Annotated in this window: 20 protein-coding genes, 2 CRISPR repeat arrays and 2 riboswitches; of the genes, 15 read left to right on the plus strand and 5 right to left on the minus strand. The window is 27.0% G+C overall.

Annotation, left to right across the window (positions count from 1 at the left end):
• The first annotated feature begins 121 nt into the window (after positions 1-121).
• Positions 122-874: direct repeats of the CRISPR family, unit length 29 nt; unit sequence GTTTTAGATTAACTATAAGGAATGTAAAT.
• A gap of 251 nt (positions 875-1,125) precedes the next feature.
• The 15 genes from BHW04_RS09335 to BHW04_RS09405 all read left to right on the plus strand — a co-directional run bounded on the left by BHW04_RS09335 (position 1,126) and on the right by BHW04_RS09405 (position 20,766).
• A complete protein-coding gene (locus tag BHW04_RS09335; protein ID WP_302699440.1) occupies positions 1,126-1,371 on the plus strand; it encodes a helix-turn-helix transcriptional regulator in 246 nt (81 codons plus the stop codon).
• Between the two features lie 57 nt (positions 1,372-1,428).
• Positions 1,429-2,061: a WYL domain-containing protein gene (locus tag BHW04_RS09340; RefSeq protein ID WP_302699441.1), complete on the plus strand. Its 633-nt coding sequence runs from the start codon at positions 1,429-1,431 to the stop codon at positions 2,059-2,061.
• Between the two features lie 69 nt (positions 2,062-2,130).
• Positions 2,131-2,865: a CRISPR-associated endoribonuclease Cas6 gene (gene cas6, locus BHW04_RS09345; RefSeq protein WP_302631275.1), complete on the plus strand. Its 735-nt coding sequence runs from the start codon at positions 2,131-2,133 to the stop codon at positions 2,863-2,865.
• A gap of 12 nt (positions 2,866-2,877) precedes the next feature.
• Positions 2,878-4,551 carry a type I-B CRISPR-associated protein Cas8b1/Cst1 gene (gene cas8a1 / locus BHW04_RS09350; RefSeq protein ID WP_302631274.1) on the plus strand — a complete coding sequence of 558 codons (1,674 nt, stop codon included), beginning with the start codon at positions 2,878-2,880 and terminating at the stop codon, positions 4,549-4,551.
• The gene (gene cas7i, locus BHW04_RS09355) at positions 4,544-5,425 is read left to right on the plus strand and encodes a type I-B CRISPR-associated protein Cas7/Cst2/DevR (RefSeq protein WP_302631273.1); all 882 of its coding nucleotides are present in this window, start codon (positions 4,544-4,546) and stop codon (positions 5,423-5,425) included. Before cas8a1 ends, cas7i begins: the two co-directional genes overlap by 8 nt.
• Before the next feature lie 9 nt (positions 5,426-5,434).
• Positions 5,435-6,175, plus strand: coding sequence for a type I-B CRISPR-associated protein Cas5b (gene cas5b / locus BHW04_RS09360; protein WP_302699442.1), 741 nt, complete (start codon positions 5,435-5,437; stop codon positions 6,173-6,175).
• A 49-nt stretch (positions 6,176-6,224) separates the two neighbouring features.
• Positions 6,225-8,552, plus strand: coding sequence for a CRISPR-associated helicase Cas3' (cas3, locus tag BHW04_RS09365; RefSeq protein ID WP_302631272.1), 2,328 nt, complete (start codon positions 6,225-6,227; stop codon positions 8,550-8,552).
• Between the two features lie 79 nt (positions 8,553-8,631).
• Complete coding sequence (gene cas4 / locus BHW04_RS09370; protein ID WP_302631271.1) at positions 8,632-9,153, plus strand: CRISPR-associated protein Cas4; 522 nt, start codon at positions 8,632-8,634, stop codon at positions 9,151-9,153.
• A complete protein-coding gene (gene cas1b, locus BHW04_RS09375; protein ID WP_302631270.1) occupies positions 9,153-10,136 on the plus strand; it encodes a type I-B CRISPR-associated endonuclease Cas1b in 984 nt (327 codons plus the stop codon). The genes cas4 and cas1b overlap by 1 nt, the downstream gene beginning before the upstream one ends.
• Position 10,137: 1 nt before the next feature.
• Positions 10,138-10,401: a CRISPR-associated endonuclease Cas2 gene (cas2, locus tag BHW04_RS09380; protein WP_302631269.1), complete on the plus strand. Its 264-nt coding sequence runs from the start codon at positions 10,138-10,140 to the stop codon at positions 10,399-10,401.
• A 190-nt stretch (positions 10,402-10,591) separates the two neighbouring features.
• Positions 10,592-13,959: direct repeats of the CRISPR family, unit length 29 nt; unit sequence GTTTTAGATTAACTATAAGGAATGTAAAT.
• Positions 13,960-14,360: 401 nt separating this feature from the next.
• Positions 14,361-15,137: a potassium channel family protein gene (locus BHW04_RS09385; protein ID WP_302653264.1), complete on the plus strand. Its 777-nt coding sequence runs from the start codon at positions 14,361-14,363 to the stop codon at positions 15,135-15,137.
• A 65-nt stretch (positions 15,138-15,202) separates the two neighbouring features.
• Positions 15,203-16,165: a D-2-hydroxyacid dehydrogenase gene (locus BHW04_RS09390; protein WP_302699443.1), complete on the plus strand. Its 963-nt coding sequence runs from the start codon at positions 15,203-15,205 to the stop codon at positions 16,163-16,165.
• A 125-nt stretch (positions 16,166-16,290) separates the two neighbouring features.
• On the plus strand, positions 16,291-17,958 hold the full coding sequence (gene leuA, locus BHW04_RS09395; protein ID WP_302699444.1) for a 2-isopropylmalate synthase: 1,668 nt from the start codon (positions 16,291-16,293) through the stop codon (positions 17,956-17,958).
• 57 nt (positions 17,959-18,015) lie between these two features.
• Positions 18,016-18,092, plus strand: a riboswitch (glycine riboswitch).
• A riboswitch (glycine riboswitch) is annotated at positions 18,093-18,179 on the plus strand.
• 101 nt (positions 18,180-18,280) lie between these two features.
• Positions 18,281-19,657: an alanine/glycine:cation symporter family protein gene (locus BHW04_RS09400; protein ID WP_302699445.1), complete on the plus strand. Its 1,377-nt coding sequence runs from the start codon at positions 18,281-18,283 to the stop codon at positions 19,655-19,657.
• A 146-nt stretch (positions 19,658-19,803) separates the two neighbouring features.
• Positions 19,804-20,766, plus strand: coding sequence for a glycoside hydrolase family 73 protein (locus BHW04_RS09405; protein ID WP_302631027.1), 963 nt, complete (start codon positions 19,804-19,806; stop codon positions 20,764-20,766).
• Positions 20,767-20,803: 37 nt separating this feature from the next.
• Here BHW04_RS09405 and BHW04_RS09410 read toward each other — a convergent pair whose 3' ends face one another.
• Genes BHW04_RS09410 through potA form a run of 5 tightly spaced genes read right to left on the minus strand, consistent with a single transcriptional unit; the run spans position 20,804 to position 24,834 of the window.
• Positions 20,804-21,073: an acylphosphatase gene (locus tag BHW04_RS09410; protein WP_302631026.1), complete on the minus strand. Its 270-nt coding sequence runs from the start codon at positions 21,071-21,073 to the stop codon at positions 20,804-20,806.
• A gap of 13 nt (positions 21,074-21,086) precedes the next feature.
• Entirely contained in the window at positions 21,087-22,145 is a 1,059-nt protein-coding gene (locus BHW04_RS09415) for an ABC transporter substrate-binding protein (protein WP_302632859.1), read from the minus strand.
• A complete protein-coding gene (locus tag BHW04_RS09420; protein ID WP_302631024.1) occupies positions 22,146-22,949 on the minus strand; it encodes an ABC transporter permease in 804 nt (267 codons plus the stop codon).
• Positions 22,950-23,789: an ABC transporter permease gene (locus tag BHW04_RS09425; RefSeq protein WP_302699446.1), complete on the minus strand. Its 840-nt coding sequence runs from the start codon at positions 23,787-23,789 to the stop codon at positions 22,950-22,952. It abuts the gene before it with no gap.
• A gap of 1 nt (position 23,790) precedes the next feature.
• A complete protein-coding gene (gene potA, locus BHW04_RS09430) occupies positions 23,791-24,834 on the minus strand; it encodes a spermidine/putrescine ABC transporter ATP-binding protein (protein WP_022211081.1) in 1,044 nt (347 codons plus the stop codon).
• Between the last annotated feature and the right edge of the window lie 15 nt (positions 24,835-24,849).

Here is a 24,849-nt window from a genome sequence, read left to right on the forward strand (position 1 = left end):
TATTATTTCCAATTTATTATGTGTTTTAGAGGTATTTTTTATAAAGGGTGGCCTACTTTTTAATGAAATTTATGGTCTACTAATAGTGTCTCCTATACACCACTGTTATTTTTAACAACGAGTTTTAGATTAACTATAAGGAATGTAAATTCACATAACGAATTAAATTTGTCAATTAAATCAACTGGTTTTAGATTAACTATAAGGAATGTAAATGAAGGTATAACAGTACATAATACTGCAAATGATGCAGTTTTAGATTAACTATAAGGAATGTAAATTTTACATTAAAAGAAAAATATTTATTTGCTATAGAAGGTTTTAGATTAACTATAAGGAATGTAAATATATTATTATAAGTAATTCCATCTTGACCAATTCTACGTTTTAGATTAACTATAAGGAATGTAAATGATTCTAAATTTATAAAAGATGATATTGTAAGTAATGTTTTAGATTAACTATAAGGAATGTAAATGATGATATTGATATATTTTATGGTACACTACCACTATGTTTTAGATTAACTATAAGGAATGTAAATTAAAAATAATCTTCAAACTACCAGGATTATTAATTGGGTTTTAGATTAACTATAAGGAATGTAAATTCCAATAATAAAGCACTACAGGCATCTGTAACTAAAGTTTTAGATTAACTACAAGGAATGTAAATTCATCTTCTGTGATATTTTCTTGACAGCCTATAGAGTATGTTTTAGATTAACTATAAGGAATGTAAATTTTGTAATAGCCCATACTTTAGTTTGAATTTGTGTAGGTTTTAGATTAACTATAAGGAATGTAAATTATTTATCTTGTCCACATCCTGCTGATTTTTCTATTGTTTTAGATTAACTATAAGGAATGTAAATTAAGGTATAGATAAGTTTTATATTATCTATGCTTTATTATTTTAAGTAATGAATTTACACCATACAAAGAATATTATTTTAATTCCACTGCAAATGTGTTAAAGGTTTTTTAAAATTATATAAATATAATATTGACGGTTAATTTAAAAATAAAGTAACATAAAAATACAATATTATACAAAGTTATACAAGTTTATAAGAATATATATTTTAAAATTTGACTATAGAAAATTAAAAAAATGGGGATCAATATGGGAGCATTAGAAAATACATTAAAAATGTTATTTAAATTAAGAAATGGGGGAGTAATAAAAAGGCAAGAGCTAGCTGAATATTTAGGGGTTAGTGAAAAGCAAATTGCTAGATATAAGAAAGAATTAGATTCAATGTTTACTATTGAAACTATTCCTGGACCTTTAGGTGGTTATAAATTAGTAGATAGCTACTTTCCATTTAAGGAGTTATTATCTGATAAAGAAATTGAATTATTAAAATAATATAGTAAATCGCTTCAATATATTAATAATAAAGAAATAGAAAAAGCTTTAGATAAGATGAATTATTCAATATTAAATAGTAAAAAAGATTTTAGTGCAGAGATAATACCATATTCAAGAATTAGAGATGACTTTAATATTAGTAAATTTGAAGGGGAAATTTATGAAGCAATTTTGGATAAAAATGAAATAATTATCTCATATAAATCTAACAGAGGAATAATAACTAGAAGAAAAGTTCAACCATTTAAACTATTTATATATAAAGGTGAATATTACTTAATAGCTAAATGTTTAACTAAGAATGATATAAGATATTTTAAGCTTACAAGAATAAAGGATATGATTAAAACAAGCTTTAAATTTGTAAGTGATTTTAATGTTGATGTTTATTTAAAAGATGCTAAAGAAAATAGTTTAGGAATTTTCTTTGAAAAAAGTTATAATATTAAGCTAATAGTTTATCCACCTATGGCTAATACAATTAGTGAGAGAATATGGGTAGATAATCAAGTAATAACTGAATTTGAAGATGGAAGAATATTATTTGAAGCAACTATGAAAGGTGGACCAGAAATAGTTTCTTGGATATTATCTATGCAAAGTCATGTAGAAGTTTTGGAGCCTCAATCATTAAAAGAAGAATTGAAAGAAGAATTAGAAAAAATGATAAAAAAATTAAAAGTTTGAAAATCCATGACCGTTTTTGGGAGGGATATAAATTATATTTAATTTAAAGTTAATAATAGGAGGTAAGTTATGAGGTTTAAAATAGAATTAAATGCTTTAGATAAAAAAATTCCTATTGGCAATAGATTTATGATTTGTAGCTTAATTAAGAGAGCTATTTCAGATGGGGATACAGAATTATTTAATAGTATTTATAAATATGAAGATAAGAAAAATAAGAAGATAAAAGATTTTACCTTTTCTATATATCTTAATGATTTTAAAGTTTCTCAGAGCTATATAGATGTTAATGGAAAAATTATAGTAACAATTAGTACTAGTAATTATAATGTTGGAATTGCAATTTATAACGGACTTTTAGGAAATAAGAGTTTTACTTATAAAGATTATAAATTAGAAGTTGTTAAGGTTACTTTACTTAAGGAAAATAAGGTAACTACGAATAGCATAGTTTGTAAAACATTATCTCCTATTTTTATAAAGGATAAAGAAGGAAAAGCTATAGATATTTATGATGATAGTTTTGAAGAAACACTTAATTATATATCTGATATATATTTAAAGACATTTAGGGGAATGGGATTAACTGAAAGAATTAAGTTTTCACCTATAGATATGAAAAAGGTTGTAATTAAAGAGGAAATTGCAGGTTTCCAAGAAGTGACTGGAAAGAAATTTATATTTATTGATGCATATAAGGGAGTTTTTAATTTACAAGGAAATATTCACGACCTTCAAATTTTACTAGAAGCAGGCTTAGGTTTTAGAAGAAGTGAAGGATTTGGTTTAATAGATTTAATATAAGGAGGTGGTATTTTGGCTTTGATAAAAATTGAGAGTGGAGATTGGTTAAAGAATGCATCAATAGTAGGGATTATAAAAGTATTAAAAAACAAAAGAAAAAGTAATGAAAATATTGAAATTGCAAGTAATTATATTCAATTTGATTCAGCAATGTTAGATGGATTTGAAGAAGCTTATTTTGAAACTATATTTGAGGAATATGGCAAAAGAGTATCTTGGAATAAATTGGTTGGATATATAGATGCAATAGAAGGTATAAACAAGCAAGCGATTACTTTTGAAAATATAAAGAAATTTAATAAGATAATCGATGATGTTAAAAAGATAATTAAATCTTCTAGTTATAAAAGTGCCTATCTTTTACTTGAGGATGGAGCTTGGATAGAAGGTAAAGAGAGTGAATTAAAAAAGATTAATTGTAAGAAGAAAGATAATCCTGAAGACTTTAAAGACAGTGTATTAATTCAATTAAATTTAATGGTAGATATAATTAATTGGTTTAATAGAAAAGATGTAAAAAGAGTAATATTAGCTAAAAATGTTATGTATGATTATATTCAACCGTTTTGGAATAACATAAGTATCTTATTAAGCAACAATAGTAATAAAGATATGTACAAATTATATAAAAATGATTTTATAGACTCTACAATTAATTATATTAATAGTGATACAGAGCTTTATAAGAATAATTGCTTTACTTGTGATAAAAAGATAAAGACATTAAATAAACCAAATGCTTTTGATTTAACATGGCTAGTTAAAACTGGGGTTGATATGAGGAGAAAGTCTTCTCATTTCTGGAATATGAATGGAGATGCTTATATTTGTCCAGTATGTAATTTATTATATTCATGTTTGCCCATAGGATTTAAAACGATAAATAATAAAGGTATTTTTATAAATTTTAATCATAATATTAATGTTTTATGTCAGGCAAATATTACAAAAATGAATGAGGAGATAACCTTTTCCCAGTTGGAGAATTTATCCTACTATAATGTAATAGATTCAATGGATCATATGTATACCAAAAATATTGAGAATGAATTTGAGAATATACAAGTTGTTAAGATAGATGGGAACAATTCATTAAGACCGTATAGTTTTAGTATATTATCACCTAATATTATGAAGGTGATATATCGCAATAAGAAAAATTTAGAGTATCTAATAAAAATAAAAGTAAAGATAACAGAAAAGTATTCTATAAATTTATATAATGAGGTAATAAACCGAATATATGAAGGTAAAAATCTATTTGATTTAATAAATAAACTTCTATTTATATATTTAGATGGTAAGTTTAATAATATTAAAGCAATTAGAAATATTATTATAATCAATAATTTCTTATTAGGAGGAAAGGCAATGAGGATTGATGATATAAATAAGTTCGAAAACTATGGTTATGAATTAAGAAAAAGCTATTATGAAAAAAATGCAGAAGCAAAATTAGTGGGTATTATTTATAGATTACTAAATTCAATTAAAATTAAAGATTCAAGCAAGTTTATGGATACAACAATTAATTCTTATATGTATTTAGGGAAAAGTATTCCAAAGGGATTTTCCTTAGCTCTTAGTGATAGTGATAGATTACAAAATATAGGATATGCATTTATTTTAGGATTACAAGGTGAAATAAATAAAGACTCTAAAAAAGGAGATGAAGGTAATGAATAGTATAAAGGGCTTAACAATGACTTTTGTTTTTGAAGCAGAAAGTGCAAATTATGGTGAAGGTATAGGTAATGTAACTTCTTTAAAAAAGCTATCAAGAGACAGTGGAAGAGCATATACGTATATATCAAGACAAGCATTAAGATATAATATAATAAATCAAATGGGGTGTGATAATACACCATTAGATTTATATAAAGATGTTATACAATTTGCTCCAGATGCAACAATTAAGGACTATCCTGAGATTGATTTATTTGGATATATGAAAACAATTAAACCGACAAGGACAAGACCAGCTGTTACAAGATTGTCAAATGCAATTGCACTTGAAACATTTAATGCTGACTTAGATTTTTTAACTAATAAAAATTTGTTAGATAGATATAATGAAGATGTTAGTAAGAAAAAAAATGGATCAAATATATCTCAAAGTGAAATACATAAATCTTACTACTCATATACAATAACTATAGATTTAGATAAAGTTGGTATTGATAAAAATGATAAAATTGAAATAGAAAATAGTGAAAAGGCAGAAAGAGTTAAAAAGCTTTTAGATGCAGTTAAGTTCTTATATAGAGATATAAAAGGAAGAAGGGAAAATCTTTCTCCAATATTTGCAATAGGAGGAGTATATTCTATAAAGAATCCTTTCTTTGAAAATAGAGTGAAATGTTATAATAATATGATTAATATTGAAGCAATAAAAAGTGTATTAAATTTAGACAAAGAAATTTCTGATAATACAAATGTTGGTTTAATTAATGGTATATTTAGAAATAATGATGAACTTATCAATGAATTAAATGCAATTGATATGTCTGAATTATTTGATAAGATTAAAGGCGAAGTAGACGCTTATTATAAAGAGTAGGTGTTATATATGAGTGCTAAAAAGGCAGTACGTTTATGCTTATATCAAAATCTAGTTAATTATAAAAAGCCTACAAGTTTTCAATTAAAAGAAAGTTATCCATTACCACCTCCATCAACAGTTATAGGAATGGTTCATTTTGCATGTGGATATAGTGAATATGAACCTATGGATGTTTCAATTCAAGGTAACTTTAATTCAATAGTATATGATTTATATACTAGATATGAATTTGCAGGTTTAGATTATAGAGAAGATAGGCATCAACTTAAATTTGAAAGTAAGGATAATAAAACTTATGGAGCTGTAAGAGGAATTTCAACAGCAGAATTATTAGTTGATGTTAATCTTATAATTCATATATGTCCTACAAATCAAAATAAAATTGATGAAATATATAATGCTTTTAAATATCCAACAGAATATCTATCGTTAGGTAGGCGTGAAGATATAGTGCAGATAAATGAAGTTAAAATTGTAGAGCTAAATGAAGAAAGTATAGAATTTGAAGTTTTAGATGAAAATATTAACTATTATATACCAATAGATAAGGTTGTAAATAATGAGGTTGATACTAATGCTACAATATATACTCTTAACAAGGTTTATAAGAAGGAAACAGTAAGAAAAGGTGTGGAATTTAGAAGATGGGAAAAAAGTAGGGTAGCATATTGTGTTGGTGGTAAAAATACCATTGATTTTACAGAAGTACATAGAGACAATGATAAGAAAATAGTATTTCTTATTTAGTTTGAAGCAGTTATATTATTGTATAACTGCTTTTTTAGAGGGAGGTATAATGAGTAATAAAAATTTATTTTTAGCTAAAAGTAATCCAAAAGAAACTATTATGGAACATACTGATAAATTATTAGATGAATTTTATTTGTTAAAATCTATATATCCAAATTTAAAAAATATTAATTGGGAATTATTAAGGATAGCTTGTATTTACCACGATGTTGGAAAAATGAATACTAAATTTCAAAATAAGATAATATCAAATATAAATAGGCAATATGAAGCTAGTAATAAATTAGAGCAGATAAAATTACTAGAAGATAAATTAATGAAAGTAGAAGAAATACCTCATGGATATTTAAGTAATGCTTTTATTCCACGAGAGTTTATAAATAATAACTTTACAGATGAAGAAATTAGAATTTTATATGAAAGTATATTTTATCATCACAACAGAGAAAAGCTTGAAGGTAATAGGAAAACAGAGTTGTTAATGGTAATAAGGGAAGATTTAAGCCAATATATAGATGAGTTTAAGTATGATAAGCTTATTGATAATAATATTGAAATAAGTACTGATTTTATGAGGATAATAAGAGAGAGAATACTTATAGAAAACAGCATTTTAAACATTGAACAATATGAAATTGCTAGTAAATTTATTATGATAAAAGGTTTATTAAATAAAATTGATTTTGCTGCAAGTAGTAATGTAAAGGTAGAAATAGAACCAGGTAGATTAACAGATTTAACTAAGAAGTCAATTGAACCATATAAATTAAATGATTTACAAGAGTATATGGAGAAAAATAAAGATGAAAATTTAGTTATAGTTGCATCGACTGGTATAGGAAAGACAGAAGGTTCATTATTATGGATTGGCGATAATAAGGGATTTTTTACATTGCCACTTAGAGTATCAATAAATTCTATATATGATAGAGTAGTATCAAAAATTAGCTATGGGAAAGAAAAAACAGCTCTACTTCATTCTGATAGTGCTGCTGAATATATGAAAAGAGAAGCTGGAGGGATCATCGAAAGAAATTGCTTAGATGCAACAAAGCAATTATCATATCCATTAACAATATGTACTTTAGATCAGCTAATTGATTTTATTTTTAAATATGAAGGGTTTGAGTTAAAGTTAGCTACTTTAAGTTATTCAAAAATTGTAATAGATGAAATACAAATGTATTCTCCAGAGATGATTGGATATTTAATTATAGCATTGAGAGATATTGTAAAGATGGGAGGAAAGTTTGCAATAGTAACAGCTACTTTTCCTCCTATATTTGAATATTTTATGGAGTATGTAGGAATTAAAAGTAATGATGATTATAAGAAGTGTAGCAAACCATTTTTGAAAATGGAAAATAATAAAGTAATGCTAAGACATAAAGTTCGAGTATTTGAGGAAAATATAGCTGCAGAGAAGATAAAAAATGCGTATAAAGGACAAAAAGTTTTAGTAATTGTAAATACAGTAAATAGAGCTCAAGAACTTTATAATGAATTGATAAATGATAATAAATTTAAAGATAAAGTTTATATGTTCCATAGTAGATTTATTAAAGAGGACAGATATATAAAAGAGAAGTTTATATTTAGGGATGGACAATTAAAAAATCATTTTTCAGGAATTTGGATAACAACACAAGTTGTAGAAGCCAGTTTAGATATTGATTTTGATGTATTATATACAGAACTTTCAGATATAAGTGGCCTTTTACAAAGAATGGGAAGAGTTTTTAGAAATAGAAGTTTATTAGAAGATAAAGTTAATATACACGTATTTGTAGGGAATAGTACTTTACCTTCAGGAATTAGAGATGATGTGTCTAAGTATGATTCAATTATAGATATTGATATATTTAAAAAGTCAAGAGATGCTATATTAAAATATAATAATATGAAATTAAATGAGTTGGAAAAAATGAAGTTAGTAGAAGAAGTTTATTCTGTGGAACATTTAGAGAACTCAAACTATTTTAAGAAAATAAAAAAGATAATAGATGATTATGAAGGAATTATTCCATATGATTTAAAGAAAAACGAAGAGAGGTTAAGGGATATAGTATCAAAAGCTATAATTCCTTTATGTATATATGAAATTAATAAAGATAAGATTAATGAAGTTATAAATAGAATTAAGGTAGCTAATGATTTTTCAGAGAGAGTTCAACTTAAGGAAGAGTTTATGAAAAAAACATTAACAGTTTCAGAAGGTATATTTGATAGAGTAAAAAGAGAAGGCGGTATAGTGGAGAGTATAGAGGTAAATAGTTATGAAACTATTTATATAGTAAAAGGGGATTATTCTTTTAGTGGGGGATATACTCCTTATAAAAGAGAAAAAGGTTTTTCAGAAGATCAGTTTGTATAATAAATAAATTAGATACTAAATATGTACATAATTGATGATATGATTCAATTATGGATTTTATTTAGTATAAGGAGGGTATATGGAATTTAATTTTGATGATTTTAAGGTTCAAGGAACTAAATTTAATTACTACTATATATGCAAAAGAAAGTTGTGGTTATTTTCTAAGGGAATATGTATGGAAAGTGATAATGACAGGGTACAACAAGGAAGAATTACTCATGAGGACTCTTATAAAATTAAGGAAGTGAATAAAGAAAAATTAATTGATGGAATTATAAAAATAGATATATTAGAAAAAGACAGTGTAAGAGAAGTAAAATTGACCAGTAAGATGCAATCATCAGATAGGATGCAGCTTTTATATTATTTGTATTATTTAAAGCAACTTGGAATTAATAAAACAGGTACTTTAAATTATGTAAAGGAAAAGAAGGTAGAGCATGTAAATTTAACTGAGGAATATGAAAAAGAAATAGAAACTACATTAGTAGATATAAATAAAATATTAAGATTAAAGCTCCCACCAAAGATAGAAAAATATAGTATTTGTAATAAATGCTCATACTATGAATTTTGTTATGTAAAGGAGATAGACTGATGGGAAGAGATTATTATATTTTTTCTAATGGAAGAATTAGAAGGAAGGATAATACTATTTATTTTATAGACACTGATGATAATAAAAAAGGTATTCCAATTGAGGATATAGAAAGATTGCATTTATTTGGAGAGGTTGATTTTAATACTAAATTTTTAAATTATATTTCTAAATATAGTATTTTAATAAGTATTTATAATTATTATGGGTTTTATAGTGGTACTTATTATTCTAAGAAGAAAAATCTATCAGGAGTAGTTGTAGTAAATCAAGCTAAAGCATATTTAAATGATGAAATTAGATTACAGATAGCAAAATCTTTTATTGATTCTGCATTCCATAATATGTTGAGGAATATAAGAAGACATAAAAATGTACCTAAAGATATTATTGATAAAATATTAGAGGAAAGAAAAAATATGAATAATTCAAAATGTATAAGTGAGCTTATGGGGGCAGAAGGAAGAGGACGTAAAAAATATTATGAAGCTTTTAATTATTTTCTAAAAGAAGATTTTACTTTTAAAAGTAGACAAAAGAGGCCACCAATAGACCCAATAAATGCTCTTATATCATTTGGTAATTCGATGATGTATACAACCGTATTAGGAGAAATTTATAAAACACAGCTAGATCCTACAATAAGTTATTTACATGAACCTTCTACAAAAAGATTTTCTTTATCTTTAGATATTGCAGAAATATTTAAACCTTTAATTATAGATACGGTTATTTTTACATTGATAAATAAAAATATGATTACTAAAAAAGATTTTATCATTGAGGAAGGTCTATGTTACTTAAATGACAATGGTAAAAAGAAATTTATAAGAGAGTATGAAAATAAATTAAATACTACTATAAAGCATAGGACATTAAATAGAAAAGTATCATATAGGTATTTAATAAAGCTTGAATGTTATAAGTTAATTAAAGCAATTATTGGGGAAGAAGAATATAAAGCAATAAAGGTGTGGTGGTAAAATGTTCGTAATAATAACTTATGATGTAGGTGAAAAGAGAGTAAATAAAATAAGAAAAAAGTTAAAGATGTATTTAATATGGACTCAGAATTCTGTGTTTGAAGGAGAAATTACAGAAGCTAAGTTAAAGAAGTGTTTAGCAGAACTAAATAAGATATTAAATAAAGAAGAGGATTCTTTGTATATTTATAGAGTCAAAAATAGTAATAATATAAATAAAGATATAGTCGGATTTGAAAAAAATTATGATGATTTATTTATATAAATTTATTAATGCAGTAAATCAATTTCTAGAATATGAGCTCTTAAGCGGCACTATATCTATGTTAACATGGTATTTTTAAAAATATATAAATATATTATTGACGATGTACTGCAAATTAAAGTAATATATAATAAAAATAAATTGGCTTAAGTAGCTATTTATCTAGAAAAACTATTAAAGTATTTAGGGGGTTTTAGATTAACTATAAGGAATGTAAATGAAAGGACAAGGGGAAGTTTCTTTACATCAGCACTTGTTTTAGATTAACTATAAGGAATGTAAATGAGGTATTTGCTGAAGAACTTGACTTTTTAAGCAGAGTTTTAGATTAACTATAAGGAATGTAAATACAGATTTAATTGACAAATTTATTTCGCTATGCGAAGTTTTAGATTAACTATAAGGAATGTAAATTCTTTATACAAAGAAAAAGTAAAATTACTGTGGTCAAAGTTTTAGATTAACTATAAGGAATGTAAATAATTATAGCTTTCATCAAAATTCTTACTTCTTGTAAAGTTTTAGATTAACTATAAGGAATGTAAATTCTAAATATAAATCTTTATGAAATTGTAAAGTGTATAGTTTTAGATTAACTATAAGGAATGTAAATCCGTTACATTCGAAAAACAAATATTTATCGTTACTTGTTTTAGATTAACTATAAGGAATGTAAATTTGCTTATATTGTTTTTGCTCTTGAATCTCAAAGTAGGTTTTAGATTAACTATAAGGAATGTAAATAGCGAATAAATAAATATAAATTAGTTGTTACATTATGTTTTAGATTAACTATAAGGAATGTAAATATCACATGACGAAAAAGGCATATTATTATTGTTTGCGTTTTAGATTAACTATAAGGAATGTAAATATGAATGTTGAAGCACCAACTGTTGATACTTCAAAGTTTTAGATTAACTATAAGGAATGTAAATAAAGATGAAATGGAACAGGCTAATATTATGAGCATCGTTTTAGATTAACTATAAGGAATGTAAATGGTCAAGGTAAAACCTATCACATGACGAAAAAGGCAGTTTTAGATTAACTATAAGGAATGTAAATAGAATTCGATGCACTTACTAGCTTTACATATAATTGGTTTTAGATTAACTATAAGGAATGTAAATAGAAAAAATTATACGCTTAGTATTGAAACTATTGCCAGTTTTAGATTAACTATAAGGAATGTAAATTAGAGGAAAAAACAAGATATACAAGTAACTTTATAACGTTTTAGATTAACTATAAGGAATGTAAATATTCTCAAGAAAGAATTTCTTAGTCAAAAAGATTATCGTTTTAGATTAACTATAAGGAATGTAAATAGGAAAAATTATACTTTGAGTGTTGAAACTATTGCTAGTTTTAGATTAACTATAAGGAATGTAAATTAAATATTTCATCTGCTGCAAGTTCTGTAGTCTTACGTTTTAGATTAACTATAAGGAATGTAAATCAATAAGAACTATTTTGTCTTAAATCAGTAATATCTGGGTTTTAGATTAACTATAAGGAATGTAAATCAAGATATAGTAGATTTTTTAAATCAAATTGAAGATGTTTTAGATTAACTATAAGGAATGTAAATATGATGATTAAAGAAGTTAGGGAAGTTTTAAATTTGGTTTTAGATTAACTATAAGGAATGTAAATGCTAGAACTTATGTTGATAAAATAATTTGTATCATGGGTTTTAGATTAACTATAAGGAATGTAAATTATACTTCAAGTTTGTCACCAGCTTTGATTTCAACCGTTTTAGATTAACTATAAGGAATGTAAATTCTAGAACTGCGCTGTCATTACGAATTTCTATTCTCGTTTTAGATTAACTATAAGGAATGTAAATTATATGTAGCTACCTCTTCAAATTGAAATTCATTAGGGTTTTAGATTAACTATAAGGAATGTAAATTACAATTTTTATAACTCATTTTATGAACTCTCATTGCGTTTTAGATTAACTATAAGGAATGTAAATAAGAAATCAATTCTTGAGCTGAATAATCTTTACTTAAGTTTTAGATTAACTATAAGGAATGTAAATAAAGGGAAAAATAATATCAATGCCAATACTACAAAGTTTTAGATTAACTATAAGGAATGTAAATTTAACTAAAGATAGTATTATATCTACTCCAGAATTTGCTTTAGATTAACTATAAGGAATGTAAATTGGGTAAAAGAAAATTTATATGTTGTTGAATTTGAAGGTTTTAGATTAACTATAAGGAATGTAAATCATTGTGCTGCTGAACTTTTTGAAGATTACGAAGAAGTTTTAGATTAACTATAAGGAATGTAAATTGATATCGGAGGTTACATCAACTAAAGCAGTTAGATGTTTTAGATTAACTATAAGGAATGTAAATCTTAAAAAAGTGTTTATAGTATCTATAGCAACTTGCGTTTTAGATTAACTATAAGGAATGTAAATCCTGAATCGCAATTAGATTGTAACATATTTGTTCTCGTTTTAGATTAACTATAAGGAATGTAAATTAATCTCTGTTTTTCTTTTCTACTAATTCTGCTACTGTTTTAGATTAACTATAAGGAATGTAAATGTAAAGTCGCAAGTTTAGAGCCGGCAGTTGCTTCTAAGTTTTAGATTAACTATAAGGAATGTAAATATATTAGGAGTAGCCGTAAAATTAGGCGTAGATATAAGTTTTAGATTAACTATAAGGAATGTAAATCTTTTTTAATTCAACTTTAACACTAGAAATTAACAAGTTTTAGATTAACTATAAGGAATGTAAATTTTCCTTCACAGGTTCAACTTTAATCTTACCCTGTAAGTTTTAGATTAACTATAAGGAATGTAAATCACAAAAAGCTGGAAGATTCAATGACAAATCCATTGCGTTTTAGATTAACTATAAGGAATGTAAATCTAGTAATAACTATGTCAGCGACTACTTTATCGCTAGTTTTAGATTAACTATAAGGAATGTAAATGTTTCTATATCATATACAATTCCATTATCTATATCTGGTTTTAGATTAACTATAAGGAATGTAAATTCTATATTCTTTATCATAGCTAATTGCATTATATCTGTTTTAGATTAACTATAAGGAATGTAAATAGTTTCTTTATTAATTAATTGGGTTATCGTTTCTTCAGTTTTAGATTAACTATAAGGAATGTAAATTGAAATATAGCAGTTTCTATTGCATCTGTCATACTTGTTTTAGATTAACTATAAGGAATGTAAATTATCCCTGTTTAACTCTATTTCTTCATCATCTAATATGTTTTAGATTAACTATAAGGAATGTAAATCCTCGTTTGCATTTTGTAGTAGTTAACAATCCATCTTGTTTTAGATTAACTATAAGGAATGTAAATTGCGTTAGGTATAGTTACAATGAAAAAATCTCGTATAGTTTTAGATTAACTATAAGGAATGTAAATCCAAATAGAGCAAATGTATATGGAAGTTCTACTGTTTGTTTTAGATTAACTATAAGGAATGTAAATAGGCTACAGAGGAAGAGGATGTAAATAAAGTAGGTTGTTTTAGATTAACTATAAGGAATGTAAATTATATAGTTAAAGTCACTCTTCTGCATTTTTAATCATGTTTTTAAATTAGTATCTAATTCTTTTATTCAATATATCTACATAAAACAAATTTACCTACTTTTAATTTTTATATTTAGGTAATAAAGATATTTTTAGTATATGAAACACAAAGAAATCAATAGTATATTTTAATGCTTGTTGATAGTGAAAACATATAACTAATAAAGAATAATTAATCCAAAAAAGATTTATTAGTTAAAAATATTATAAAAAATCATAAATTAGCTAAATTAATTAGTGAAATCAGTTAGTCAGAGTTTAGAGAAGTGTTAGAATATAAAGTAAATTACAATAGAGAATTTTAATTATGTAGATTACATATAAATTAATATATTATCTTTTAAAAAGTGAGAAGAGGCATATGAATAAAAAGAGCGTATATGATTATTTTATAGGTTTATTGGCATTAATGTTAAGCTTAATAATAGTTATAGATATATTTGTAAGTATTCCTAAAGAAGTACGTCTATCATTTTATTATATAGAAAATATTATTAGGCTTATATTCATTGGTGATTATATTGGCAGATTAGTATTAAGTAAGAATAAGAAGGAGTTTTTTAAGGAAAATATAATTGATCTTTTATCAATTATCTCCATAAGAATATATTTGAAATGTTTTAAAGTAGTGAAGATTACTGAAATTATTCCTGCATATATGGTAATTAGACTATGTAAAGTTTTTATGGTTATAGTAAATATCATTAAATTTAAAGTTAAGGTAAGAGATGAAATAAGAAAAAATAAATTTAATTTTTTGCTGGTTATATCAGTAATAATAATTGTTATTGGTGCAGTAATTATTTCTACTATAGAAGGTATAAGTCTTGAAGATGCTCTTTGGTGGAGTTTTGTTACCTTTACTACTGTTGGTTATGGAGATGTACTTTTAAAAACACAGTTAGGTAGAATTTTTGCTGTTATACTTATGATAATTGGAATTGGGGTTATTGGAGTAATTACTACTACAATAACATTATATATAGTGAATTCCGGAAGAAGTAAGAGTTCAGATAATTACAAAAGTCATATTATTGAAGATATTAAAGAAAAGCTAGATAATTATGAAGAGCTTAGTGATGAAGATATAGATACAATTATAAAAGTATTATCATCTTTAAAAAAGCATGAGAAATAATAGATATAGTGATATAATGATTAAGTATTGATGAAGTATTTAAATTTAATGTAAAGGAGAAGAAAATGAAGAAGAATATTGTTATATTAGATGGAAAAAGCTTAGGCGATGTATCTTATGATAAATTAAAGAAGTATGGGAATTTTACTTATTATGATACAACTTCTTATGAAGAAGTAAGAACAAGGATTAAGGATGCTCATATAGTATTTACTAATAAGGTTGTGCTTGATAAAGGAAATTTATCAGCAGCAGAAAATTTAGAGTTAATTTGTGAAGTTGCTACTGGTTTTAATAATATAGACATAGAATATGCTAAGGAAAGAAACATAGCTGTAACAAATGTTGCAGGTTATTCTACTAGTACTGTAGTTCAACATACCTTTGCCACAGCTTTAGCTTTAATGGATGAAGTACTTTATTATGATAATTTTGTAAAGAGTGGTGAATATTCTAAGTGTGGATTATTTACATGTTTAAATAAACCTTTTAATGAAATAGAAGGAAAGACATGGGGAATAATAGGTTTGGGAAATATAGGAACAAGAGTGGCTAATATAGCAGAAGCCTTTGGTGCAAAAGTTATTTATTACTCTACATCAGGAAAAAATTCATCTAAGGACTTTGAAAGAGTTTCATTTGAGGAATTATTAAAAGAAAGCGATATAATATCTATTCATGCACCATTAAATGAAAAGACTGATAGATTAATAAATTATGATGCATTATGTCAAATGAAGAAAAGCTCTATTTTAATAAATATGGGTAGAGGACCTATAGTATGTGAAGAAGATCTTGCTAAAGCCTTAAATGAAGGAAAAATAAAAGGTGCTGCTCTAGATGTATTTGAAATTGAGCCAATAAAAGAAGATAGTCCAATATTAAAAGTTGAAGATAAAGAAAAACTTATTTTATCACCTCATATTGCATGGGCAAGTGTAGAAGCTAGAGGAAGATTATTTGATGAGGTAATAAGTAATATAGAAGCTTTCTATAATGGGGAAGAGAGAAATAGAGTAGAAAACTGAAAGTAAAATATTGACAAAAAAGTATTAATTAGATAATATAATAAAAAAGAATACTTAAAAGTAATGATTGAGAGTATTAGAAGGGTGAAGATTTTTTATATAAACATTTTTAAGGGGGCTATTAAATGTTAAATTATAAAAAATACAAAAGATTTGAAACTATAGAATTGAAGGATAGAAAATGGCCAAATAATACAATTAATAAAGCGCCTATATGGTGTAGTGTGGATTTACGAGATGGAAATCAAGCATTAATAAATCCAATGACTGTAGATGAAAAGGTAGAGTTTTTTAAGCTCTTAGTAAAGCTTGGGTTTAAGGAAATTGAAGTAGGGTTTCCTTCTGCATCAAAAATAGAATATGACTTTTTAAGAAGGTTAATTGAAGAGGATATAATTCCAGATGATGTGCTTGTGCAGGTTCTTACTCAGGCTAGGCCGCATTTAATAGAAAAGACTTTTGAAGCTTTAAAAGGAGTAAATCAGGCTATAGTTCATATTTATAATTCTACTTCAATACTGCAAAGAGATGTTGTTTTCAATATGAGTAAAAGTGAAGTAAAAGAAATAGCTATAGAGGGAACAAAACTTGTAAAGGAATATGTAAAATCATTTCCAGGGAAAATATATTTAGAGTACTCTCCAGAAAGTTTTACAGGGACAGAAATGGATTATGCTCTTGAAGTATGTAATGCAGTGGTAAAAACTTGGGGAGCAGATAAGAATAATAAGGTCATAATAAACTTGCCATCAACAGTGCAGATGGATACACCAAATATATTTGCAGACCAAATTGAATATATGTGCAGGGGTATAAAATCTAGAGAAAATGTTATTATAAGTGTACATCCACATAATGATAGAGGAACAGGGGTAGCTGATGCTGAAATGGCACTTTTAGCTGGTGCTGATAGAGTTGAAGGAACTTTATTTGGTAATGGTGAAAGGACTGGTAATGTAGACGTACTGACAGTTGCTTATAATATGTTTTCTCATGGAGTAAATCCGGAGCTTAATATTGAAAACATCAATGAAATAATTGAAATATATGAAAGGTGTGTAAAGATTCCAGTGCATGTAAGGCATCCATATGCAGGAAACTTAGTCTTTACAGCATTTTCAGGTTCACATCAAGATGCAATAAATAAGGGAATAAAAAAATATAATGAAAGGCATAAGAACATATGGCAAGTACCGTATTTACCTGTAGATCCAACTGATTTAGGAAGAGAATATGAGCCTTTAGTAAGAATAAATAGCCAATCAGGAAAAGGAGGAGTAGCCTTTATTATGGATCATTGTTTTGGGTATAAGCTTCCAAAATCAATGCAACAAGAGTTTGCAGAAGTAGTTCAGAAAATTTCAGAGTTAAAAGGTGAAGTACAACCGAATGAAATAATGAATGCTTTTAGAGAACAATACTTAGATATAAAAGAGCCCATGAAGCTTAATAACCTTAATATTGAAGATATAGTAGAGGTAAATGAAAAGGTAAATACAAAAGTAAAGGCAGAAATAACTTTTAAAAATGAAAAACATATCATTGAGGGAATTGGAAATGGACCTATTGATTCTCTTTTAAATGGATTATCAAAAAGCAAATTGATTAATGTTAAAATATTAGATTATAAAGAACATGCCTTAAGCATGGGTTCAGAAGCGGAAGCGGCTTCCTATGTGTATATGGAGAGACGGGATAGCTTTATAAAAACTTTTGGTGTAGGTGTAGATAGTAATATTACTAAGGCTTCTATTAAGGCTATGATCAGTGCTATAAACAGATTATATAGATAAATATTGAAAAAATTTATCATAAAGTATATAATTAATCTAACAAAATAATATGTTCGGTTGAAGGTAGTGGGAGAGCGATTTAATAATCCACCGAAGAAGTAAATCTTTCAGGTTTGTAGGACCGCTATTGGACGAGCCCTTGGAGAGACTCAAAATTTTTGAGCACCGAAGGAGCAAGACAGAAATGTTGAAACTCTCAGGTAAAAGGACAGGGGATTAAATAAAAATATTATATTTAATTTCTTAAATATTTTAAAAGTTTAAATATAATTATATATAATATTTTTATTAATCTCCTCCTAAAATAATAGGAGGTTTTTTTATGAAATTTTTAGAGATAGTAAAAAATATTTTAAATTTAATGAACAATTTAGTATGGGGACCACCACTATTAATTCTCTTAGTAGGAACAGGAATATATTTTACAGTAAAGTTAGGCTTTTTACAGATAACCAAGCTTCCACTTGCTTTTAAGTATTTATTTTCTAAGGATGAAGACCAAGTTAAAGGAGATGGTGATATATCTAGCTTTGCTGCTCTATGTACAGCTTTATCAGCAACCATAGGAACAGGAAATATTGTAGGGGTTGCAACGGCTGTGGGAACAGGAGGACCAGGAGCAATACTTTGGATGTGGCTTGCAGCTTTTGTAGGAATGGCCACAAAATATGCAGAAGGATTTTTAGCTATAAAGTATAGAGAATGTGATGAAAATGGTCAGATGTGTGGAGGCCCTATGTATTATATAGAGAAGGGAACAGGCAATAAGCTTTTAGCAAAATTATTTGCTTTCTTTGGATTAGCAGTAGCTCTTTTAGGAATAGGAACATTTGGGCAGGTAAAATCTATATCAGATGCAGTTACTAAAGGTTTTAATATTCCTCCCCAGATTACAGCAACTGTAATTACAGTATTAGTTGCTGCTGTTACATTGGGAGGAATTCAAAGAATATCTAAAGTAGCAGAAAAAATAGTACCATTTATGGCTTCACTTTATATTATAGGAGCCTTACTAATACTTATATGTTATTTTAAGGAGATACCAGAGGCTATTCTGTTGATAGTGAGCAGTGCATTCAATCCCCAGGCTGCACTGGGAGGTGCAGCTGGAATTACTATTAAAACAGTAATTCAAAGAGGTATAGGTAGAGGTATCTTTTCTAATGAAGCAGGTCTTGGAAGTGCACCTATAGCAGCTGCAGCTGCAAAAACAAAATCACCAGTTAAACAAGGACTTATTTCAATGATAGGAACATTTATTGATACTATATTAATATGTACAATGACTGGTCTTGCACTTGTATTGACAGGAGCATTTAATAGTGGACTTGAAGGTGTGGCTATGACAACAGCTGCTTTTGAAACAGCATTTCCTATAGCAGGTATTGGAAAGTTTATTGTAAATATAGGGCTTATATTTTTTGCCTTTACTACAATTATAGGTTGGAATTATTATGGTGAAAAGTGTCTTCAATATCTAGCAGGTATAAAGAGTATAAAATTATATAAGATAGTATTTATATCATTTGTTGCTGTTGGGCCATTTTTATCGTTGGACACGGTTTTTGTGATAGCAGATATAGTTAATGGATTAATGGCTTTACCTAATTTGGTGGGACTTATTGCTCTTAGAAAAGTAGTAATTAGCGAAACTGAAGAATTTTTTGCCAAAGAAGAGTTAAAGATAGAAAAAGTTTAAAAATATAAGTATAAAAGGTATTAACAAATTAAGGAGTAGATATGGTATGTTAATACCTTTTATTATTTTTGTTTAATTTTTTTGTAATAGTAATGTAATAAATAATTCAAAGAATATATATATAATTAAAGAGGGAGGTGAAAAGAGTGCAAAATAAGAGTGTTTATAATGGAATTGAAGAATATAAGGTTGAAAAAAATAAAACAACTTCAGTAACGATATTTGTAATATTGTTTATAAGTGTTTTTTTACTTACGTTTTCTATAGTAATAAATATGTTTAATATAGATATTTTAAAGAAGGAAATATTTACAGCAGAACAGATGGAGGATTACATAAATATAGCTGATTCAGTGAGTTATGGAAGAGCTCAAGTTAATTGGCAGGAGGTTATGGCCATTGCCATGGTATTGTATGATGGAAACTCTACTTTAATTCAAGATGATGATTTGACTATGATTGCAGAACGATTCTTAGAAAAGGTAGATGCACTATATAAGATTAAGAATTTTCAAAGTGTATTAGAAGATTTAGGACTTGAAGAAGAACAGATTGTTGAAGCAAATGAGTATTTAGAAAAAATAAAGTACTGCTCACTATATGAAGGATTATATTACGATTATGATAAGATAGAGTTTATTGAATCAATAGAGCAGCAGGCATATATCAATTATAAGAAGTATGGTATATTGCCATCTATAACTATAGGACAGGCTATTTTAGAGTCTGGATGGGGAAAATCACAGTTAGCAATGGAACATAATAATTTATTTGGCATTAAAGCTGATAGTAGATGGAATGGGGATATAGCTACTATGACTACAAATGAAAATTATTCGGATGTAATTGAGGCTAGTTTTAGGAAGTATGATAGCAAAGCAGAATCGATAGAAGATCATGGACTATTTTTATATGAAAATGAAAGATATACCGTTAATGGTGTATTTATTGCAAAAGACTATCGAAGTCAGGCTTTAGCCCTTCAAAGCGCAGGATATAGTACTGCTAAAAATGAAGCTGGAGAGCTTATATATGCTGATAAGCTTATTAATATAATTAAGAATTACAATTTAATGTTATATGATACAAAAGTGGAAAGGGAGGATTGATAATTGAAAAAAGGACTTTTTTTCAGTCCTTTTTTCGTTATCTTATTGAAAACTTTTTTTCAGAAGGATGTAAATCTATTTTCTTCTGGCTTAAGTTATTTACTCTTATGAAGAAATTACCTTTTTTTATGTTATGAATAAATATATTTATTTTTTCTTCAGAGCCTTGAACTTCAATTTCTACCATGCCGTTATTAAGATTATGGGCATAACCAGTTAAATTAAGTTCAGCGGCGTTCATCTGACAGAAATATCTAAATCCAACTCCTTGTACCCTACCATCACATATTATATAGTATCTTACCATAGTTTAAATTTCCTTAATTTGAAAGTACATCAGTAAATGCTGATTCATATAGTTTTAATGTTTCTGAATTTAAGTTAGTAAATATTGTACATCTTGCTAAAGTTTCTTCAGAAGGGTAAGCAGCAGGATTATTTTTTGTTTCTTCATCTAACATCTCAAAAGCAGCTGTATTTGGTGTTGAGTATTCAATATATTCAACATTTTTTAATGCATTATCAGGATCACATAGGAAGTTTATGAAAGCTTCTGCACCTGATTTATTTGGAGCACCTTTTGGTATTACTAAAGCATCAAACCATTTATTAGAACCTTCTTCGGGGATAGCATATTTTAAATTAGGATTTTCATTCATGATATAAATTGCATCACCAGACCATACTGTAGCTAATGCTTTTTCTCCAGCTATCATGTTATCTTTAACTTCATCAACAACATATACTGGATTAGTTGCATCTCTTTGTGCTATTAAAGCATTTTTAGCAGCTTCAATTTCTGATGCATCAGTTGAGTTGATAGATGAACCAGTTTTAATTAAACCAATAGCCATTGTATCTCTAATTGAATTGAACATATAAACATTATCTTTATATTGTTTATCCCATAGAATATTCCAACTTGTTACAGGTTCAGTAACAACTGAAGGATCATAAATTATACCAATAGTTCCCCACATATATGGTACAGAATATTCATTATTAGGATCGTAAGAAAGGTTCTTATAATCTTCACCAATATATTTATAGTTAGGAATATTTGAAAAATCTATATTTTCTACCATATCTTCTGCAATCATTTTTTCAATCATATAATCAGAAGGAACAACTATATCATATGTTCCAGGATTAGTTTTAACTTTTTGATACATTATTTCATTTGTATCATAAGTATCATAATTTACTTTGATACCTGTTTCTTTTTCGAATTGGTTAATTAATGAAGGATCAATATAATCACCACAGTTAAATACGTTAATAGTTCCATTTTCTCCAGCAGAGCTTCCAGAGCATCCTACAAAAGCAGAAGATGCTAATAATACAGCTGAAACACAAGCAATAGATTTTTTTATTTTCATTTACTTTTCAACACCTTTCGTACTAAAATCTTTTCTATTTACTATTAATAATAGTATAAGCACTATTATAAACATTAATGTAGATAATGCGTTAATTGATGGATTTATTCCTTTTCTAGCCATTGAGTAAATCTCAATAGAAAGGTTAGTAACACCAGGACCTGTGGTGAAGAAGCTTATTACAAAGTCATCAATAGACATTGTAAAGGCCATAAGCATACCAGCAAAAATTCCTGGCTTTATTTGTGGAAGTACTATCTTTCTAAGAGTATACAAAGGAGTTGCACCTAAATCTAAAGCAGCTTCTTCTATGTTAGTTGGCATTTGCTTTAATTTTGGTAGTATTGATAATACAACATAAGGAATATTAAAAGTAATATGAGCTATTAGCATAGTAGTAAAACCAAATTCAATATTTAAATAAGGAGTTACAAATATAAATAAGCTCATAAGTGAAATACCAGTAACAATATCAGGATTTAACACAGGAAGGTAATTGATATTAAGCAATGCTTTCTTTTTAAATCCCCTCATTTTATGTATTCCTATAGCAGCAAAAGTTCCAATGATAGTAGCAACAACTGAAGCAATTACGGCAATTATCAATGTTGTTTTAAGGGCAAGAAGAATTCTATCATTTTGCATAAGCTCCTGATACCATCTTAAAGTAAAACCTTTCCATTGCCCCATAGATTTAGAGTCGTTGAAGGAGAAAACCATTAATGTTACTATAGGAGTATATAGAAATATAAAGATTATTAATAGATAAAACTTTTTGATAAAACTAGATATTTTATTTAACATTTATTTTCCTCCTTCCATACTTTCAGTACCTTCAAATTTATTCATTATAGCCATAGAAATTAAAATTATAATCATCATAAAGATAGCTAGTGCTGAACCAAAATTCCAATCTCCCATGGTTGTAAATTGGGTTTCTATTAAGTTCCCTAACAGCATGTACTGTCCACCACCAAGAAGTCTTGAAATAACAAATGTAGAAACAGCAGGCATAAATACCATTGTTATTCCTGTAATAACTCCAGGCATGCTTAATGGAAATATGATTCTAGTAAATATTTGTCTTTTATTTGCACCTAAATCTGCAGCAGCATCAATAAGACTGTTATCCATTTTTATCAGCACTGTATATATAGGCAGTATCATAAAAGGCAAAAAGTTATAAACCATTCCTAAAAGCACAGCTGCATCAGTATAAAGTATATTTATAGTATTTAAGCCAATGGCAGATAAAAAGTTATTTATTACACCGTTTTTTCCTAGTATAGGAAGCCATGCATATGTTCTAAGTAGAAAATTCATCCACATTGGAACAATAAATAACATGATTAATATATTTCTTCTATTAGATTTCATTTTTGAGATGAAATATGCTACAGGGTATCCAAGTATAAGACATAGCACTGTAGATTGAAAAGCTAACACTAGACTTCTTCTAAATACAGAAACATACTGTGAATTTAATACTCTTTTAAAGTTTTCTAAAGTAAAAGAATAGCCAGAAGCTGTTTCTTGTGTGAAGCTGAAGAAAACAATTATAATAAGTGGAATTACAATAAATAATGTGCTCCATACTATATAAGGTGAAGCAGGAAGAGTACTTGAACCATTATTCTTCTTCATTTTACATCATTACCTTTCTCATGATATGAATAGACTCTGGAGAAATATTTAATCCCACCATAGCTCCGATTTCTGCATTTTTTATATTATGTACAATCCACTTATGTTCATTTTCAATTACTTCTATCTCATAATGAACGCCTTTAAATTTAACGGAATTTACTTTACCAGTAATCATTCCTTTTTCAGGTGAGATAATTTCTATATCTTCAGGTCTTATTACAACGTCCACTACTTCATTGGAATTAAATCCTTTATCAACACATGTGAATACATGATTACAGAATTCAACTTTTAAATCTTCAAGCATTATTCCATCAACTATATTACTTTCACCAATAAAATCAGCAACAAAAGCATTGGCAGGTTCGTTATAAATATCTTCTGGAGAGCCCATTTGTTGAATTATTCCCTTATTCATAACAACAATAGTATCTGACATTGTCAGTGCTTCTTCTTGGTCATGAGTAACAAAGATAAATGTTATTCCAAGTCTTTGTTGAATTCTTTTAAGCTCACTTTGCATTTCTTTTCTAAGTTTTAAATCTAAAGCACCAAGAGGTTCATCAAGTAGTAATACCTTAGGTTCATTAACTAAAGCTCTAGCAATAGCAACTCTTTGTTGTTGTCCACCACTTAGAGAATCTATAGATCTTTTCTCAAAACCTTCAAGAGCAACAAGCTTTAGCATTTCACTAACTTTTTTATCTATTTCATTTTTTGATACTTTCTTAATTTTTAATCCAAAAGCTATATTTTCATATACATTCATATGAGGAAATAGGGCATATTTTTGGAATACAGTATTTAATTGTCTCTTATATGGAGGTAAAGCTGAAATGTCTTCATCGTTAAATAAAACTTTACCGATGTCGCTATTTTCAAAGCCTGCTAATATTTTTAGAGTTGTTGTTTTACCACAGCCGCTTGGACCTAATAAAGTAAGAAATTCATTTTTCCTTATATTAAGAGATAAGTTATTTAAAACAGTATTATCACCGTATGTTTTAGACACATTTTTTATCTCAATTATATTTTGACTCAATATAAACACCTCTTT

This window comes from Clostridium sp. 29_15 (assembly GCF_001916075.1).
GTDB classification, from domain to species: domain Bacteria; phylum Bacillota; class Clostridia; order Clostridiales; family Clostridiaceae; genus Clostridium; species Clostridium lentum.

What these genes read in the sequence shown, in the direction of transcription:
- leuA (WP_302699444.1), top strand. Translation starts at nt 16,291, where the DNA reads ATGTTAAATTATAAAAAATACAAAAGATTTGAAACTATAGAATTGAAG.
- BHW04_RS09415 (WP_302632859.1), bottom strand. Translation starts at nt 22,145, where the DNA reads ATGAAAATAAAAAAATCTATTGCTTGTGTTTCAGCTGTATTATTAGCA.
- cas5b (WP_302699442.1), top strand. Translation starts at nt 5,435, where the DNA reads ATGAGTGCTAAAAAGGCAGTACGTTTATGCTTATATCAAAATCTAGTT.
- cas4 (WP_302631271.1), top strand. Translation starts at nt 8,632, where the DNA reads ATGGAATTTAATTTTGATGATTTTAAGGTTCAAGGAACTAAATTTAAT.
- cas7i (WP_302631273.1), top strand. Translation starts at nt 4,544, where the DNA reads ATGAATAGTATAAAGGGCTTAACAATGACTTTTGTTTTTGAAGCAGAA.
- BHW04_RS09390 (WP_302699443.1), top strand. Translation starts at nt 15,203, where the DNA reads ATGAAGAAGAATATTGTTATATTAGATGGAAAAAGCTTAGGCGATGTA.
- BHW04_RS09425 (WP_302699446.1), bottom strand. Translation starts at nt 23,789, where the DNA reads ATGAAGAAGAATAATGGTTCAAGTACTCTTCCTGCTTCACCTTATATA.
- BHW04_RS09410 (WP_302631026.1), bottom strand. Translation starts at nt 21,073, where the DNA reads ATGGTAAGATACTATATAATATGTGATGGTAGGGTACAAGGAGTTGGA.
- BHW04_RS09385 (WP_302653264.1), top strand. Translation starts at nt 14,361, where the DNA reads ATGAATAAAAAGAGCGTATATGATTATTTTATAGGTTTATTGGCATTA.
- BHW04_RS09335 (WP_302699440.1), top strand. Translation starts at nt 1,126, where the DNA reads ATGGGAGCATTAGAAAATACATTAAAAATGTTATTTAAATTAAGAAAT.
- cas3 (WP_302631272.1), top strand. Translation starts at nt 6,225, where the DNA reads ATGAGTAATAAAAATTTATTTTTAGCTAAAAGTAATCCAAAAGAAACT.
- cas2 (WP_302631269.1), top strand. Translation starts at nt 10,138, where the DNA reads ATGTTCGTAATAATAACTTATGATGTAGGTGAAAAGAGAGTAAATAAA.
- cas1b (WP_302631270.1), top strand. Translation starts at nt 9,153, where the DNA reads ATGGGAAGAGATTATTATATTTTTTCTAATGGAAGAATTAGAAGGAAG.
- BHW04_RS09420 (WP_302631024.1), bottom strand. Translation starts at nt 22,949, where the DNA reads ATGTTAAATAAAATATCTAGTTTTATCAAAAAGTTTTATCTATTAATA.
- cas6 (WP_302631275.1), top strand. Translation starts at nt 2,131, where the DNA reads ATGAGGTTTAAAATAGAATTAAATGCTTTAGATAAAAAAATTCCTATT.
- BHW04_RS09400 (WP_302699445.1), top strand. Translation starts at nt 18,281, where the DNA reads ATGAAATTTTTAGAGATAGTAAAAAATATTTTAAATTTAATGAACAAT.
- BHW04_RS09340 (WP_302699441.1), top strand. Translation starts at nt 1,429, where the DNA reads ATGAATTATTCAATATTAAATAGTAAAAAAGATTTTAGTGCAGAGATA.